11 protein-coding genes and 5 tRNA genes are annotated in these 13,461 nt (G+C 56.5%); 1 reads left to right on the top strand and 15 read right to left on the bottom strand.

Annotated elements, in window-relative coordinates:
• Window positions 1-41: 41 nt before the first annotated feature.
• From ABLU95_RS18005 to miaB, 10 genes are all read right to left on the bottom strand, one after another.
• Complete coding sequence (locus ABLU95_RS18005) at window positions 42-1,712, bottom strand: ShlB/FhaC/HecB family hemolysin secretion/activation protein (RefSeq protein WP_086075256.1); 1,671 nt, start codon at window positions 1,710-1,712, stop codon at window positions 42-44.
• Window positions 1,713-2,012: 300 nt separating this feature from the next.
• The gene (locus ABLU95_RS18000) at window positions 2,013-2,738 is read right to left on the bottom strand and encodes an amino acid ABC transporter ATP-binding protein (RefSeq protein WP_004885898.1); all 726 of its coding nucleotides are present in this window, start codon (window positions 2,736-2,738) and stop codon (window positions 2,013-2,015) included.
• On the bottom strand, window positions 2,738-3,412 hold the full coding sequence (gene gltK, locus ABLU95_RS17995; protein ID WP_002894707.1) for a glutamate/aspartate ABC transporter permease GltK: 675 nt from the start codon (window positions 3,410-3,412) through the stop codon (window positions 2,738-2,740). The genes ABLU95_RS18000 and gltK overlap by 1 nt, the downstream gene beginning before the upstream one ends.
• Window positions 3,412-4,152, bottom strand: a complete 741-nt coding sequence (locus ABLU95_RS17990; protein WP_032455129.1) for an amino acid ABC transporter permease — start codon at window positions 4,150-4,152, stop codon at window positions 3,412-3,414. The genes gltK and ABLU95_RS17990 overlap by 1 nt, the downstream gene beginning before the upstream one ends.
• Window positions 4,153-4,316: 164 nt before the next feature.
• Window positions 4,317-5,228 (bottom strand): amino acid ABC transporter substrate-binding protein, encoded by a 912-nt coding sequence (locus ABLU95_RS17985; RefSeq protein ID WP_023288842.1) that lies wholly within the window; start codon window positions 5,226-5,228, stop codon window positions 4,317-4,319.
• A gap of 355 nt (window positions 5,229-5,583) precedes the next feature.
• Window positions 5,584-7,122, bottom strand: coding sequence for an apolipoprotein N-acyltransferase (gene lnt, locus ABLU95_RS17980; protein ID WP_086075257.1), 1,539 nt, complete (start codon window positions 7,120-7,122; stop codon window positions 5,584-5,586).
• A 128-nt stretch (window positions 7,123-7,250) separates the two neighbouring features.
• Window positions 7,251-8,129: a CNNM family magnesium/cobalt transport protein CorC gene (corC, locus tag ABLU95_RS17975; RefSeq protein ID WP_004197606.1), complete on the bottom strand. Its 879-nt coding sequence runs from the start codon at window positions 8,127-8,129 to the stop codon at window positions 7,251-7,253.
• A 146-nt stretch (window positions 8,130-8,275) separates the two neighbouring features.
• Entirely contained in the window at window positions 8,276-8,749 is a 474-nt protein-coding gene (ybeY, locus tag ABLU95_RS17970; protein WP_023288844.1) for an rRNA maturation RNase YbeY, read from the bottom strand.
• Window positions 8,746-9,792 carry a PhoH family protein gene (locus ABLU95_RS17965; RefSeq protein WP_004176871.1) on the bottom strand — a complete coding sequence of 349 codons (1,047 nt, stop codon included), beginning with the start codon at window positions 9,790-9,792 and terminating at the stop codon, window positions 8,746-8,748. Before ABLU95_RS17965 ends, ybeY begins: the two co-directional genes overlap by 4 nt.
• 153 nt (window positions 9,793-9,945) lie before the next feature.
• Window positions 9,946-11,370, bottom strand: a complete 1,425-nt coding sequence (gene miaB / locus ABLU95_RS17960; protein ID WP_004885906.1) for a tRNA (N6-isopentenyl adenosine(37)-C2)-methylthiotransferase MiaB — start codon at window positions 11,368-11,370, stop codon at window positions 9,946-9,948.
• Between the two features lie 179 nt (window positions 11,371-11,549).
• Between miaB and ubiF the strand changes: the two genes are divergently transcribed.
• On the top strand, window positions 11,550-12,725 hold the full coding sequence (gene ubiF, locus ABLU95_RS17955; protein ID WP_086075258.1) for a 3-demethoxyubiquinol 3-hydroxylase: 1,176 nt from the start codon (window positions 11,550-11,552) through the stop codon (window positions 12,723-12,725).
• A gap of 118 nt (window positions 12,726-12,843) precedes the next feature.
• Here the strand turns inward: ubiF and ABLU95_RS17950 are convergent.
• The 5 genes from ABLU95_RS17950 to ABLU95_RS17930 form a co-directional block, all read right to left on the bottom strand.
• Window positions 12,844-12,918, bottom strand: a tRNA-Gln gene (locus ABLU95_RS17950).
• Window positions 12,919-12,994: 76 nt separating this feature from the next.
• A tRNA-Gln gene (locus tag ABLU95_RS17945) sits at window positions 12,995-13,069 on the bottom strand.
• Window positions 13,070-13,115: 46 nt separating this feature from the next.
• Window positions 13,116-13,192: transfer RNA gene (locus tag ABLU95_RS17940), tRNA-Met, on the bottom strand.
• Between the two features lie 23 nt (window positions 13,193-13,215).
• Window positions 13,216-13,290, bottom strand: a tRNA-Gln gene (locus ABLU95_RS17935).
• A gap of 23 nt (window positions 13,291-13,313) precedes the next feature.
• Window positions 13,314-13,398, bottom strand: a tRNA-Leu gene (locus tag ABLU95_RS17930).
• Window positions 13,399-13,461: the final 63 nt, after the last annotated feature.

Genomic DNA, 13,461 nt, shown 5'->3' with positions numbered 1-13,461 from the left:
AAAAAATGAATCAGTAAATTGCAGTAATGTGCTGATGAAAACTAATACCTCCACTGTAATGAAAAACCCATATTCATGGCATCGCTATGAAAGTCATCAGGTTTACTGACAGGCGTGCCGATAAAAAAGTCATATTGCGTAGACGCTATTTCTCCGCGAATACCGCCGACCGCGCCTGAAAGGCTTTTTCCCTGCCGGGCGCGCTCGGTACCAATGATCCTGCCGAAGTCAAAGCCAAGATATACCTGCCGGTCGGGGGTGGGAATATTCCAGCTAAAATCATTGCGCCAGTACCAGCCCTGATTGGCCGAAAGCGTATTTTCACCGTCAAAGCCGCGAACCGTCCAGCGATTGCCGATATTAAACTGGTTGTCCGAAGATAATATATCCGGGCTGAACTGGGCATGGAAACGCGGCATCCAGTTAAACTTATCGCCGGTTGCGGCAAACTGCACCAAGGCCTGTATATCGGCGTGAACAATGCGCGATTGATGGCTATATAAACCGCCTTTTTCCTCGGGGGTGGGGACGGAGCTCAGCCACGGCAGGCTGCGCTGAACGCCAAGGCTGGCGTCGATAATTTTCCTGTTGAAATAGTGCTGATGGCGCACGGTAAATTCCCAGACCGGATTTTGTTTACGCATCACATACAGCTCATCGCCGCCAAAGAAATAGTGCGAACTGCTCTTCGCTATGCGCAGATCGGCGGTCGTTTTTTGTTGTCGGGTATGCGAAAGCAGGCGGCTAACGGTCGCGCTGTAATAACGGTTTTTACTTTTATAGTCGATGCTTGACCATCTTCCTTTAAACTGCTGGCGGTACTGGCTGTAGGAGCCGTACAGGCTCAATGACCAATAACCAAAAGGCACGGAGTAGTAAAGGTTGCCGTTATGGTTGCCATCGTTGTGCTGGTTGAATTCAACGTCGCCGCCTGCCGAGATGGAAAGAATATCGTTCAATGAGGATAAATCGTAAAGGTATAGCGCGCCGCCGCCCTGATAGCGACCGCTGGCGCGGCTGCCTGCGTCATCAAGCCAGGCGCCAACCTGCCACTGTTTATCCATTACCCGGGCGATTTCAATATCACTTTCGCCAATATGTTCCCCGGGCCGCAGCTTCATATGGGCGCTGGCGCCAGGCAGGCGCTGCAGGTTAGCCATCCCTTGTTCAAGATCGCTGAGGCGCAGGATTTTACCGGTATGGGTGGGCATGGAGGTCCACAGGTTCGTCACGGCACTATTCGGCGCAAAATCAATATGCCCCGTTTTGCCATAAGTCAGCGTTATTTTGAGAATGCCCCCTTCTAGTGACTGAGAAGGGATATCGATCAGGGAAGTAATATACCCTTGCGTTATCAGTTCATTTTGTAGGGCGGTCGTCAGCAGGCGAATCCCTTCTATTCCGAGGCAATGGCCGGGCGCCTGGGCAGCGATCTTCCTGAGGAGGGCGGTGGTTTTTGCATTGTCCTCGGAGGCAATATCAACTTTCGTGATGTACCGACAGGTCGCTTCTTCGGGAAATATCAAGGTTTGCGTTTTCGCATAGGTGCGAGAAGATTGGTATTGCTGCTGATGGGGCATTAATGCGCTTTCACGGGCTTTATCCTGTTCTACCTGGTTTACCGTGGCGGACTCAATACCCGCCCAGGCGGTAAAGCAGGTGAGCAAATTTAAACACAAAATAATGGCCAGTCTGTTGGTATTAGTCCACATGAAGCAATATCCGTTTGTTTCATTGAGTAAGATTATAATTAATGGTTATGCGCGGCATGAAATAGCCTGCGCGAGATATAGCAAGTCAATTGAAATATTATTTTCAAGAAATTTAAACTCACGGGGATTATTACAAGATGCCGTATGCTAACGATGACGTGGCGGTTAATCTATCTAACGACCCCTGAATTCTTTGTGAAATTTTTACTTCACGTTGTGAAGCTGTCGCTTTGAGATGAAGCGATTGCAAAGGGGAGGGGCTGACAGGCGCGCACGGTGATATCGTGCGCGCCGCAGAAGTTAGTGCAGAATTTTGGCGAGGAAGTCTTTGGCGCGATCGGATTGTGGGTTAGCGAAGAACGCTTCTTTATCGGCGTCTTCGACAATCTTTCCTTCATCCATAAAGATCACCCGGTTGGCCACCTTGCGGGCGAAGCCCATTTCGTGGGTAACCACCATCATGGTCATCCCTTCGTTGGCCAGTTCCACCATGACGTCCAGTACCTCGTTGATCATCTCCGGGTCGAGCGCGGATGTAGGTTCATCAAACAGCATGGCGATCGGGTCCATGCACAGCGCACGGGCGATGGCCACGCGCTGCTGCTGGCCGCCGGAGAGCTGCGCCGGGTATTTTTCCGCATGCGCCGCCAGGCCCACGCGCTCCAGCAGCTTGAGACCCTTCTTGCGCGATGACGCTTTGTCACGATTGAGCACCTTTACCTGCGCCAGCGTCAGGTTGTCGATAATCGACAGGTGCGGGAACAGTTCAAAATGCTGAAACACCATTCCGACGTGCGAGCGCAGTTTGGCAAGATTGGTCTTTTTATCGTTAACCACGGTGCCATCGACGATAATCTGCCCCTGCTGCACCGGCTCAAGGCCGTTCACGGTTTTAATCAGTGTGGATTTACCGGAGCCTGACGGCCCGCAGACCACCACGACTTCGCCTTTTTTCACTTCCGTGGAGCAATCGGTCAGCACCTGAAAGTGACCATACCATTTTGAAACATTTTTCAGGGTAATCATTACACAGTCCTTTTCTTCAACCAGCTGACCAACAGCGAGGCGCTGAGGCTAATCACAAAATAGACGCCGCCCGCGAACAGGATCATTTCGACCTGGGTCCCGTCACGCTCGCCAATCGTCGAGGCGGTACGGAAGAAGTCGGCGAGGCTCAATACATACACCAGCGAGGTATCCTGGAAGAGGACGATCCCCTGGGTTAACAGCAGCGGCACCATGGCGCGGAAGGCCTGCGGCAGGATCACAAGCCGCATCGACTGCCAGTGGGTCATTCCCAGCGCCAGCGCGGCGCTCGACTGGCCGCGGGAGATGCTCTGGATGCCGGCGCGGATAATCTCCGAGTAGTAGGCGGCTTCGAACATCGAAAACGCCACCATCGCCGAGATCAGGCGAATATCCGTTTTCGGCGACAGTCCCAGCACGTTCTGCAGGAAGCCCGGGACAATCAGGTAGAACCACAGCAGAACCATCACCAGCGGGATGGAACGGAACACGTTAACGTAGGATTTAGCAAACCAGGCCAGCGGCAGAAAGCTGGACAGGCGCATTACCGCCAGCAGGGTGCCCCAGACGATACCGACCACGATGGCGATCACTGTGATCTTCAGGGTGATCACCAGCCCCGCCAGCAGGTAGGGCATGGAGGGAACGATCGAACTCCAGTCAAAATCGTACATTATTTGCCTCCCATATTGCCAGGCAGGCGAACCTTACGCTCGACCACATACATAATCAGCATAATCACCGCGTTGATGAAAACATAGGCCAGGGTGATGGCGGTAAAAGACTCCCATGCATGAGCGGAGTAGTCCAGCAGTTTGCCCGCCTGCGCGGCCATATCGGCCAGACCGATGGTAGAGGCGATGGCCGAGTTTTTCACCAGGTTCATCATCTCCGAGGTCATCGGCGGCACGATAACGCGATAGGCGTTCGGCAGCAGCACGTAGCGGTAGGTTTGCGGCAGGGTCAACCCCATCGCCAGACCGGCGTTTTTTTGCCCGCGCGGCAGCGACTGGATAGCGGCGCGTACCTGCTCGCAGACGCGAGCGGCGGTAAACAGCCCCAGGCACAGCATCGAAGAGACAAAGAACTGAATGTTTGGGTCCAGCTCCGATTTAAACCACATGCCGATATTTTCCGGCAGGAATTCCGGCACCACCAGGTACCAGGTAAAGAACTGCACGATCAGCGGCACGTTGCGAAACAGTTCGACATAGCAGGTGCCAATCCCTGAGAGCAGACGATTGGGCACCGTGCGCAAAATACCGAACAGCGAGCCGACGAGAAAAGCGATGATCCAGGCCGAGATGGAGAGGGCGACGGTGATCTGAAAACCGCTCCACAGCCAGCCCAGGTAGGTAGTGTTGCCGAAGGGGGCCTGTTGCAGGAATATCCCCCAGTTCCAGTCTATTGACATACATGACTCCTGGAAAAAAAAGGGTAGCCATTGCTACCCTCGAAGACGGTTGTCCAGCTTGTTTCGGTATTCGCGGCGGCTGGGGAACGACCAGCCGCCGTATAGTCTGTCCGTGCTGTGACAATCATCGGGAGGGCAGGATATCCCGCCCCTGGTTGTTATAATTAGTTCAGTGCTTTGTCATTAGGTGATTTGAACAGCGCTTTCATGTCGTCCGACAGCTCGAAGTTCAGGTTAAGATTTTTTGGCGGAATCGGGTTTTTGAACCATTTATCGAACCACTTCGCCGCTTCGCCAGAGGTCTGGGCCTGGGCAACGGTTTCATCGACCAGCGCCTTGAAGGCCGGATCGTCCTTACGCAGCATGCAGCCATAGGCTTCTTTCGACTGCGCGGTGCCGACGATTTCCCAGTTATCCGGTTTCTTCGCCTTGGCGCGTTCGCCGGCCAGCAGAGCGTCATCCATCATAAAGGCCACCGCGCGTCCGCTCTCCAGGGTGCGGAAAGAGTCGCCATGATCTTTGGCGCTGATGATGCGCATATTCATTTTTTTCTCATCGTTCAGCTTATGCAGCAGGATCTCTGAGGTGGTCCCGGAGGTGACAACGACCGCTTTATCCTTCAGGTCCGGGAAATCTTTGATCGGGCCGCCTTTCTTCACCAGCAGACGAGTGCCGACGACGAAGATAGTATCGGAGAAGGCCGCCTGTTTCTGGCGCTCGAGGTTGTTGGTGGTTGAGCCGCACTCGAAATCAAAGGTGCCATTCTGCAGCAGCGGGATACGATTCTGCGAGGTAACCGGGATCAGTTTGACCTGCAGATCGGGTTTGTTCAGCTTCTTCTTGATGGCATCGACGATGGCGTTGGAGTAGTCCTGAGAGTAACCCACAACCTTCTGTTGGTTATCGTAGTAAGAGAAAGGGACGGAAGATTCGCGATGGCCGACAACGATAACGCCATTTTTCGCGATCTTATCCAGAGTGCTCTGGCCAGCCGCCGGGGCAGCATCTTCCGCCTGCGCCAGACCAGCGGTCATTCCCATTACCAGCATTGCCGTGGCCAGTTTACGTAATTGCATATCCAACTCCTTATCCGCAGCGTCACCGACGCTATTGATACCCATTGTGATTGTGTGTGTTGTTATTGGGGGCACGCATCCACGTGCCGCATTTGTATGTGTTTGTTAGCATTTAGTTTGGCTTAATGTAAAGATTTTGCTGTTTTATTGTTTATTTTTGCGAAGCGCTCCGCACCAATCGGAGGCAAATATCTTCCATTGCACCAAAATAGCGCGACCGCCGATCGTTTATGGTGCAACCCGGTTGCACTGGGCCAGAGGACGGCGCTACCCGATTAAATAAAGCAATGACTGTGCCAGGGTGGCAAATGACGGGAAGAAAAAAAGCCGACGACGGGCGTCGCCGGCAGAGCATTTATCGGCGACGCTGACGCAGGCTCATCAGCAGCGCGCCGAAGCCGAGCAGCGCCGTCAGCGCCCACAGCGGCCAGTTGCCAGTGCGGGCGTAAGGGGTCAAGCCGCTGGTGGGCGTCACGGTGGTGGTCAACACCTCGCGGGTAAACTGCGGGATCATCTTCTGAATCTCGCCGCGCGGGCCGATGACGGCGGTAATGCCGTTGTTGGTGCTGCGCAGCAGCGGGCGGGCCAGCTCCAGGGCGCGCATCCGCGCCATCTGGAAGTGTTGCCACGGGCCGATGGACTTGCCGAACCAGGCGTCGTTGGAGATGGTCAGCAGGAAGTCGGTGTCCGGACGGAAGTTATCCCGCACCTGTTCCCCGAGGATGATCTCGTAGCAGATGGCCGCGGTCAGCTTGAGGTTATGCGCCATCAGCTGCGGCTGCACATAGGGACCGCGGCTGAAGGAGGACATCGGCAGGTCGAAGAATGGCGCCAGCGGACGCAGAATCGACTCCAGCGGTACAAACTCGCCGAACGGCACCAGATGGTTCTTGTTGTAGCGGTTGGTCGAGTCGTAGCGGTACGGGTTATCTTTGCCGAGGGTAATGATGGTGTTGTAGGTGTCGTAGCGGTTCTGCTTATTGAGACGCGCGTCGACGATGCCGGTGATCATTGAGCTGTCTTTTGCGCGCAGCAGATCGTCCATCATGCTGAGGAACTGCTGCTGGTTGATCTCGAGATCCGGGATCGCCGATTCGGGCCAGATAATCAGCTGCGAGTGGCCGATATGCGGCTGGGTCAGCGCCAGATAGGTTTTCAGAGTGTTAACCAGCTGCTTCTCGTCCCACTTCATGGCCTGCGGGATATCGCCTTGCACCAGCGAGACCTGCGTCGCACGCGCCGGCAGCAGCTGATACCACTGGATATAGCGCAGCGGGAACGGCAGGGCGAACAGCAGTGCGGCAATGACCAGCGGCTTCCCGTTGCGCTGCACGAGGGCCAGGGCCAGCAGGCCGCTTACCATCATCAGCAGGAAGTTGATCGCCTCGACGCCCATCACCGGCGCCAGGCCTTTCAGCGGGCCGTCAATCTGGCTGTAGCCGAACTGCAGCCACGGAAAACCGGTCAGCACCCAGCCGCGCAGGAACTCGGTGATCTGCCAGACGACGGGAGCGGCGATCGCTACCCGCAGCCAGCTGGTTTTGGGCCACAGACGGGCGAGCAGGCCGGCAAACAGGCCGGTGTAGAGCGAGAGATAGGCCGCCAGCAGCACGACGAGGAAGACGTTAACCGGGCCCGGCATCCCGCCAAACTGCGCGATGCTGACATAGACCCAGTTGATACCCGTGCCGAACAGGCCGAGACCCCAGAAATAGCCGATGCCGGCGCTTTGCAGCGGGCGGCGGTTGAGGGTTAACGCCTGCAGACCGACCAGCGAAATAATCGCCGCGGGCCAGAATTCATAAGGTGAAAAAGCCAGCGTTCCGCTGGCTCCGAATAGCAGCGCCAGCAGCAGACGTACGCGCTGGCGTTCAAGAAGAGAGGCAAATACCATTTAGGCTAATCGTCCCGTTAATTAACGCCTGTTGCCACAGGCTATGCTGTTTGCCAGCCGGGGGAGGGGACAACCGGGGATCGCCCACGGTCTGTCTCCCGGCTGGCCGTGACCTTCAGCGCCGCCGCTTACTCTTCCAGCTTCGGCTGGGGAGCGTCATCCGGCAGCTTAACATGCACCTGAATAATACGACGACTATCTGCCATTGCTACCTTGAATTGGTAACCATCAATGTCGATAGATTCGCCGCGAGCCGGCAGGTGGCCAAAGGCCTGCATTACCAGTCCGCCAATGGTATCCACTTCTTCATCGCTGAAGTGCGTATCGAAGGCGTCATTGAAGTCTTCGATAGAGGCCAGAGCGCGCACCGTCCAGGTATGGCGGCTCAGCTGGCGGAAATCGATATCTTCTTCTTCGTCGTACTCGTCTTCAATTTCCCCGACGATGAGCTCAAGGATATCCTCGATGGTCACCAGACCGGAGACGCCGCCGAATTCGTCAATAACGATCGCCATATGGTAGCGCTGTGAGCGAAACTCTTTCAGCATGCGGTCGACCCGCTTGCTTTCCGGAACGACAACCGCCGGCCGTAACACTTTTTCCATGCTGAAAGCTTCGGCGTCGCTGCGCATAAACGGCAGCAGATCCTTGGCCATCAGAATCCCTTCGATGTGATCTTTATCTTCACTGATGACCGGGAAGCGCGAGTGGGCGGATTCGATGATGACATCAAGGCACTCGTCCAGCGTCTGATTGCGTTTCAGGGTAATCATTTGTGAACGGGGGATCATAATGTCGCGGACCCGCTGGTCGGCGATATCCATTACCCCTTCGAGCATGTCACGGGTATCTTCATCGATAAGGTCGTTCTGCCCGGAATCACGGATCAGCGCCAGCAGTTCATCGCGGTTTTTCGGTTCCCCGTGAAAGAGCTGGCTGAGTAACAGGGAGAAAAATCCCTTTTTGCTGTTTACTGTGTCACTACTGTGTGAATTGTCGTCGCTCATGGCGTCGTTTGGGTTCTCATGTTGATTTAATGTCGCTCGTCGCGCGTACACTCAGCGCCGGACGGCATGGGGTGCCTGAGGTTCAGGCGGTTAAAATGCATGAACAGCGGCCGGATGAGACGCAAGCGCCGCCATCCGGCAGGGGGCTATTCAGCAATCTTCTCGGAAATGTACGGGTCCTCATAGCCCAGAGCAAGCATTATCTCTGTTTCGAGGGCTTCCATCTCTTCCGCTTCGTCATCTTCGATGTGATCGTAGCCCAGCAGATGCAGGCTGCCGTGAACCACCATATGCGCCCAGTGCGCCTCCAGCGGCTTCCCTTGCTCGCTGGCTTCCTGCTCCACCACCTGACGGCAAATGATCAGATCGCCGAGCAGCGGCATTTCAATCCCCGGCGGCGCTTCAAACGGGAAAGAGAGGACGTTGGTCGGTTTATCCTTGCCGCGATAGGTCAGGTTCAGCTCATGGCTTTCTGCAACGTCGACCAGACGAATCGTTAACTCTGACTCCTCCTGAAACGGCGGAATGACGGCGTCGACCCAGCGTTGAAAAAGGGCTTCGTCCGGCAGGCCGCTGGTCTCTTCGCAGGCCAGCTGTAAATCGAGGATCACCTGACTCATTTTTGCTCCTGTTCCTGGGCTTCGCGTTTGCGCTCGGCGGCCAGTTCTGCTTTACGTTTCTGGTCTGCGGCTTCCCATGCCTCATAGGCGTTCACGATGCGGGCGACCACCGGATGGCGGACCACGTCTTCGCTATGGAAGAAGTTAAAGCTGATCTCATCGACTTCCGCCAGCACTTCGATGGCGTGGCGCAGACCAGATTTGGTGCTGCGCGGCAGGTCAATCTGCGTGATGTCGCCGGTGATCACCGCCTTGGAGTTAAAGCCGATGCGGGTCAGGAACATCTTCATCTGCTCGATGGTGGTGTTCTGGCTTTCATCAAGAATGATAAAGGCGTCATTCAGCGTCCGTCCGCGCATATAGGCCAGCGGAGCCACTTCGATGACGTTACGCTCAATCAGCTTTTCCACCTTCTCAAAGCCGAGCATCTCGAACAGCGCGTCGTACAGCGGGCGCAGATACGGGTCGACCTTCTGGCTCAGATCGCCGGGCAGGAAGCCGAGCTTTTCGCCCGCCTCGACGGCCGGACGGGTCAGCAGAATGCGGCGGATCTCCTGGCGCTCCAGCGCATCGACCGCCGCCGCCACCGCCAGATAGGTTTTCCCGGTACCTGCCGGACCCACGCCGAAGGTGATGTCGTGATCGAGGATATTGGCGATGTACTGCGCCTGGTTCGGCGTACGCGGTTTGATCACCCCGCGCTTGGTCTTGATATTGACGGCTTTTCCGTACTCCGGCACGCTCTCGGCGCTCTGCTCCAGCACGCGCGCCTCTTTGATCGCCAGATGGATCTGCTCTGGTTCAATATCCTGAATCTGACCGCGCATCGGCGCCGTGTCGACATACAGGCTGCGCAGAATATCGGCGGCGGCGTGCACGCATAGGGCGCGTCCGGTCAGTTTAAAGTGATTGTCACGGCGGTTGATCTCAATGCCTAACCGACGCTCCAGCTGTTTGATGTTGTCGTCAAACGGGCCGCACAGGGCTAACAGGCGTGCGTTATCCGCTGGCTCCAGGGTAATTTCACGAGTGTCTATGTTCAAACTGTTCCTCTTTACGCAGGTGGCCGGACGCGGCGCGTGGCCGGCTAATCAGGAAATTATTTACGTCACAGGAAAATGGCGCAAGCATTGCTGTAGATATAGGGACGGAGAGAGGAATTACAAGGCCTGCCGGAACCGACAGGCCTGAAGGGATCACGGCTGATAGATACCCACGCCAAGATCGTTCTCTTTACGGGTGCGGGCAATCACTGATTCAGGTGATTCAGCGATACGCAGACCCATCTCCGCTTCGGTGCGCACGATTTTGCCGCGCAGCGAGTTGGTGTAAACATCGACAATTTCGACATCCACAAACTTGCCGACGAGGTCCGGGGTGCCTTCAAAGTTGACCACCCGGTTGTTCTCCGTACGTCCGGAAAGCTCCATGATGTTCTTGCGCGACGTGCCTTCCACCAGGATGCGCTGTACCGTGCCGAGCATGCGACGGCTCCAGGCCATCGCCTGCTGGTTGATGCGCTCCTGCAGAATATACAGACGCTGTTTCTTATCGGCATCCGGCACGTCGTCAACCATATCGGCCGCCGGGGTGCCCGGGCGGGCGGAGAAGATAAAGCTGTAGCTCATATCGAAATTGACGTCGGCGATAAGCTTCATTGTCTTTTCGAAATCTTCCGTAGTTTCGCCGGGGAAGCCGACGATAAAGTCGGAGCTTATCTGAATATCCGGACGCGCTTCACGCAGCTTGCGAATAATCGCTTTATACTCCAGCGCAGTATGGGTGCGTCCCATCAGGTTCAGTACGCGGTCGGAGCCGCTTTGCACCGGCAGGTGCAGGAAGCTCACCAGCTCCGGCGTATCGCGATAGACGTCGATGATATCGTCGGTAAATTCGATCGGGTGGCTGGTGGTGAAGCGAATGCGGTCGATGCCGTCGATAGCGGCGACCAGGCGCAGCAGATCGGCAAAGCTGCCGGTAGTGCCGTCGTAGTTCTCGCCGCGCCAGGCGTTCACGTTCTGGCCCAGCAGGTTGACTTCACGCACGCCCTGCGCCGCCAGTTGGGCGATTTCAAACAGGATATCGTCGCACGGGCGGCTGACTTCTTCTCCGCGGGTGTAGGGCACCACGCAGTAGGTGCAGTATTTGTTGCAGCCTTCCATAATCGAGACAAAGGCGGTCGGGCCTTCGGCGCGCGGTTCTGGCAGGCGATCGAATTTTTCAATTTCCGGGAAGCTGATATCAACCACCGGGCTGCGGTTGCCGCGCACGGAGTTAATCATCTCCGGCAGGCGGTGCAGGGTTTGCGGCCCGAAAATAATATCGACATAGTGCGCGCGCTGACGAATATGGTCGCCTTCCTGGGAAGCCACGCAGCCGCCAACGCCAATAATCAGGTCCGGGTTCTTCTCTTTCAGCAGCTTCCAGCGGCCAAGCTGATGGAAAACTTTTTCCTGGGCCTTCTCACGAATTGAGCAGGTATTGAGCAACAGCACATCTGCTTCTTCCGCCACTTCGGTCAGTTGATACCCATGTGTCGCATCCAGCAGATCGGCCATCTTTGATGAATCATACTCGTTCATCTGACAGCCCCAGGTTTTAATATGGAGTTTTTTTGTCATTGACTTGCTCATGCTCAGTAATAGATATCCAAAACGCGGGGATATATACAGGGTGAATTTCGCATTCCAGGGCGCGTATTGTAATGCTTTGGTCGCCCCCTGACCAGTGCGAGCGTTATCACCGCAAGAGGACGAAAAATCCGGTAAACTTAACGGATTCTGCTTTAAGGATAATAGCCATGACAATTCACGCAACAGATGTCGCCATCGTGGGCGGCGGCATGGTCGGCGGCGCCCTGGCGTTGGGGCTGGCGCAACAGGGATTTACCGTGACGGTGCTTGAGAAAACGGCGCCTCCGGCTTTCGATCCAGCATCCGCCCCGGATGTGCGGATCTCAGCGATCAGCGCGGCCTCGGTCGGCCTGCTGAAAAGCCTTGGCGTCTGGGATGCCGTGCGGGCGATGCGCGTCCACGCTTACCGTCGTCTGGAGACCTGGGAGTGGGAGAGCGCCCACGTCGCCTTTGACGCCGCCGAGCTTAAGCTGCCGGAGCTGGGCTATATGGTCGAGAACAAGGTCCTGCAGTGGGGCCTGTGGCAAGCGCTGACGGCGCACGAAGGGGTTACCCTGCGCGTTGGCGGCGAACTGGAGGCGATGCAGCGCGGCGAGGCGGAGACGGCGTTGCGTTTACGCGACGGGGAGACGATCCACGCCCGGCTGGTTATCGGCGCCGACGGCGCCAGCTCTCAGGTGCGGGAGATGGCCGGCATCGGCGTGCATGCCTGGCAATATCAGCAATCCTGTATGCTCATTAGCGTCCAATGCGCCGACGATCCCGGCGACAGCACCTGGCAGCAGTTTACCCCCAGCGGACCGCGCGCTTTCCTGCCGCTGTTCGACAACTGGGCTTCGCTGGTGTGGTATGACGCCCCGGCGCGGATCCGTCAGCTGCAGGGCATGTCCATGCCCCAGCTCCAGCAGGAGATCGCCCGCCATTTCCCGGCGCGTCTCGGGCGGGTGACGCCGCAGGCGGCCGGCGCCTTCCCGCTCACCCGGCGTCATGCGCTGCAGTATGTTCAGCCTGGTCTGGCGCTGGTGGGCGATGCGGCGCACACCATTCATCCGCTGGCGGGGCAGGGGGTTAACCTTGGCTACCGTGATGTCGACGCCCTGCTGGAGATCCTGGCGCAAGCGCGCGGCCGCGGCGAAGAGTGGGCCAGCCTGCCGGTGCTCAAGCGCTACCAGGGGCGGCGGCGGGCGGATAATTTTATTATGCAGTCGGGGATGGATCTTTTTTACGCAGGATTCAGCAATGACCTGGCGCCGGTGCGGATGTTGCGCAATATTGGCCTGATGGCGGCCGAACGCGCCGGGGCGCTGAAGCGTCAGGCGCTGAAGTATGCGTTAGGCTTGTAAACCGGCGTCGCGGGCAGGGGCGTCGTGGAAAGCGCCTGCCCGGCAGTCAGTGATGCGCCAGGATGGCAAAACGCCAATAACAAAAAAGCCCACCGAGGTGGGCTTTTTTGCATTGAAGTGGCTGGGGTACGAGGATTCGAACCTCGGAATGCCGGAATCAGAATCCGGTGCCTTACCGCTTGGCGATACCCCAATTGTCTGTTGCATTTTACCGTCACTATCCCGGTTTTAGCGCAACAGTGCGTTCATTGCTGAACGACTTTTTAATTTGGCTGGGGTACGAGGATTCGAACCTCGGAATGCCGGAATCAGAATCCGGTGCCTTACCGCTTGGCGATACCCCAACAAATTTTTGCGGATTTATCGATGTGTATCGATACGTCCCGAATATGGTGGCTACGACGGGATTCGAACCTGTGACCCCATCATTATGAGTGATGTGCTCTAACCAGCTGAGCTACGTAGCCAAATTGTCTTACTGTTTCTTCGATGGCTGGGGTACCTGGATTCGAACCAGGGAATGCCGGTATCAAAAACCGGTGCCTTACCGCTTGGCGATACCCCATCCGTACAACGCTGACTGGTGAATGGTGCGGGAGGCGAGACTTGAACTCGCACACCTTGCGGCGCCAGAACCTAAATCTGGTGCGTCTACCAATTTCGCCACTCCCGCAAAAAAAGATGGTGGCTACGACGGGATTCGAACCTGTGACCCCATCATTATGAGTGATGTGCT

This window comes from Klebsiella sp. GG_Kp146, from assembly GCF_040061975.1.
Classification (GTDB): domain Bacteria; phylum Pseudomonadota; class Gammaproteobacteria; order Enterobacterales; family Enterobacteriaceae; genus Klebsiella; species Klebsiella quasipneumoniae.
This window is presented reverse-complemented; position numbering and strand designations above follow the sequence as displayed.

Bases quoted from the DNA above. Each gene is read 5' to 3' on its own strand.
- ABLU95_RS17985 (WP_023288842.1), bottom strand. From the start codon at position 5,228: ATGCAATTACGTAAACTGGCCACGGCAATGCTGGTAATGGGAATGACC.
- ABLU95_RS18000 (WP_004885898.1), bottom strand. From the start codon at position 2,738: ATGATTACCCTGAAAAATGTTTCAAAATGGTATGGTCACTTTCAGGTG.
- corC (WP_004197606.1), bottom strand. From the start codon at position 8,129: ATGAGCGACGACAATTCACACAGTAGTGACACAGTAAACAGCAAAAAG.
- lnt (WP_086075257.1), bottom strand. From the start codon at position 7,122: ATGGTATTTGCCTCTCTTCTTGAACGCCAGCGCGTACGTCTGCTGCTG.
- ubiF (WP_086075258.1), top strand. From the start codon at position 11,550: ATGACAATTCACGCAACAGATGTCGCCATCGTGGGCGGCGGCATGGTC.
- gltK (WP_002894707.1), bottom strand. From the start codon at position 3,412: ATGTACGATTTTGACTGGAGTTCGATCGTTCCCTCCATGCCCTACCTG.
- ABLU95_RS18005 (WP_086075256.1), bottom strand. From the start codon at position 1,712: ATGTGGACTAATACCAACAGACTGGCCATTATTTTGTGTTTAAATTTG.
- ABLU95_RS17990 (WP_032455129.1), bottom strand. From the start codon at position 4,152: ATGTCAATAGACTGGAACTGGGGGATATTCCTGCAACAGGCCCCCTTC.
- miaB (WP_004885906.1), bottom strand. From the start codon at position 11,370: ATGACAAAAAAACTCCATATTAAAACCTGGGGCTGTCAGATGAACGAG.
- ybeY (WP_023288844.1), bottom strand. From the start codon at position 8,749: ATGAGTCAGGTGATCCTCGATTTACAGCTGGCCTGCGAAGAGACCAGC.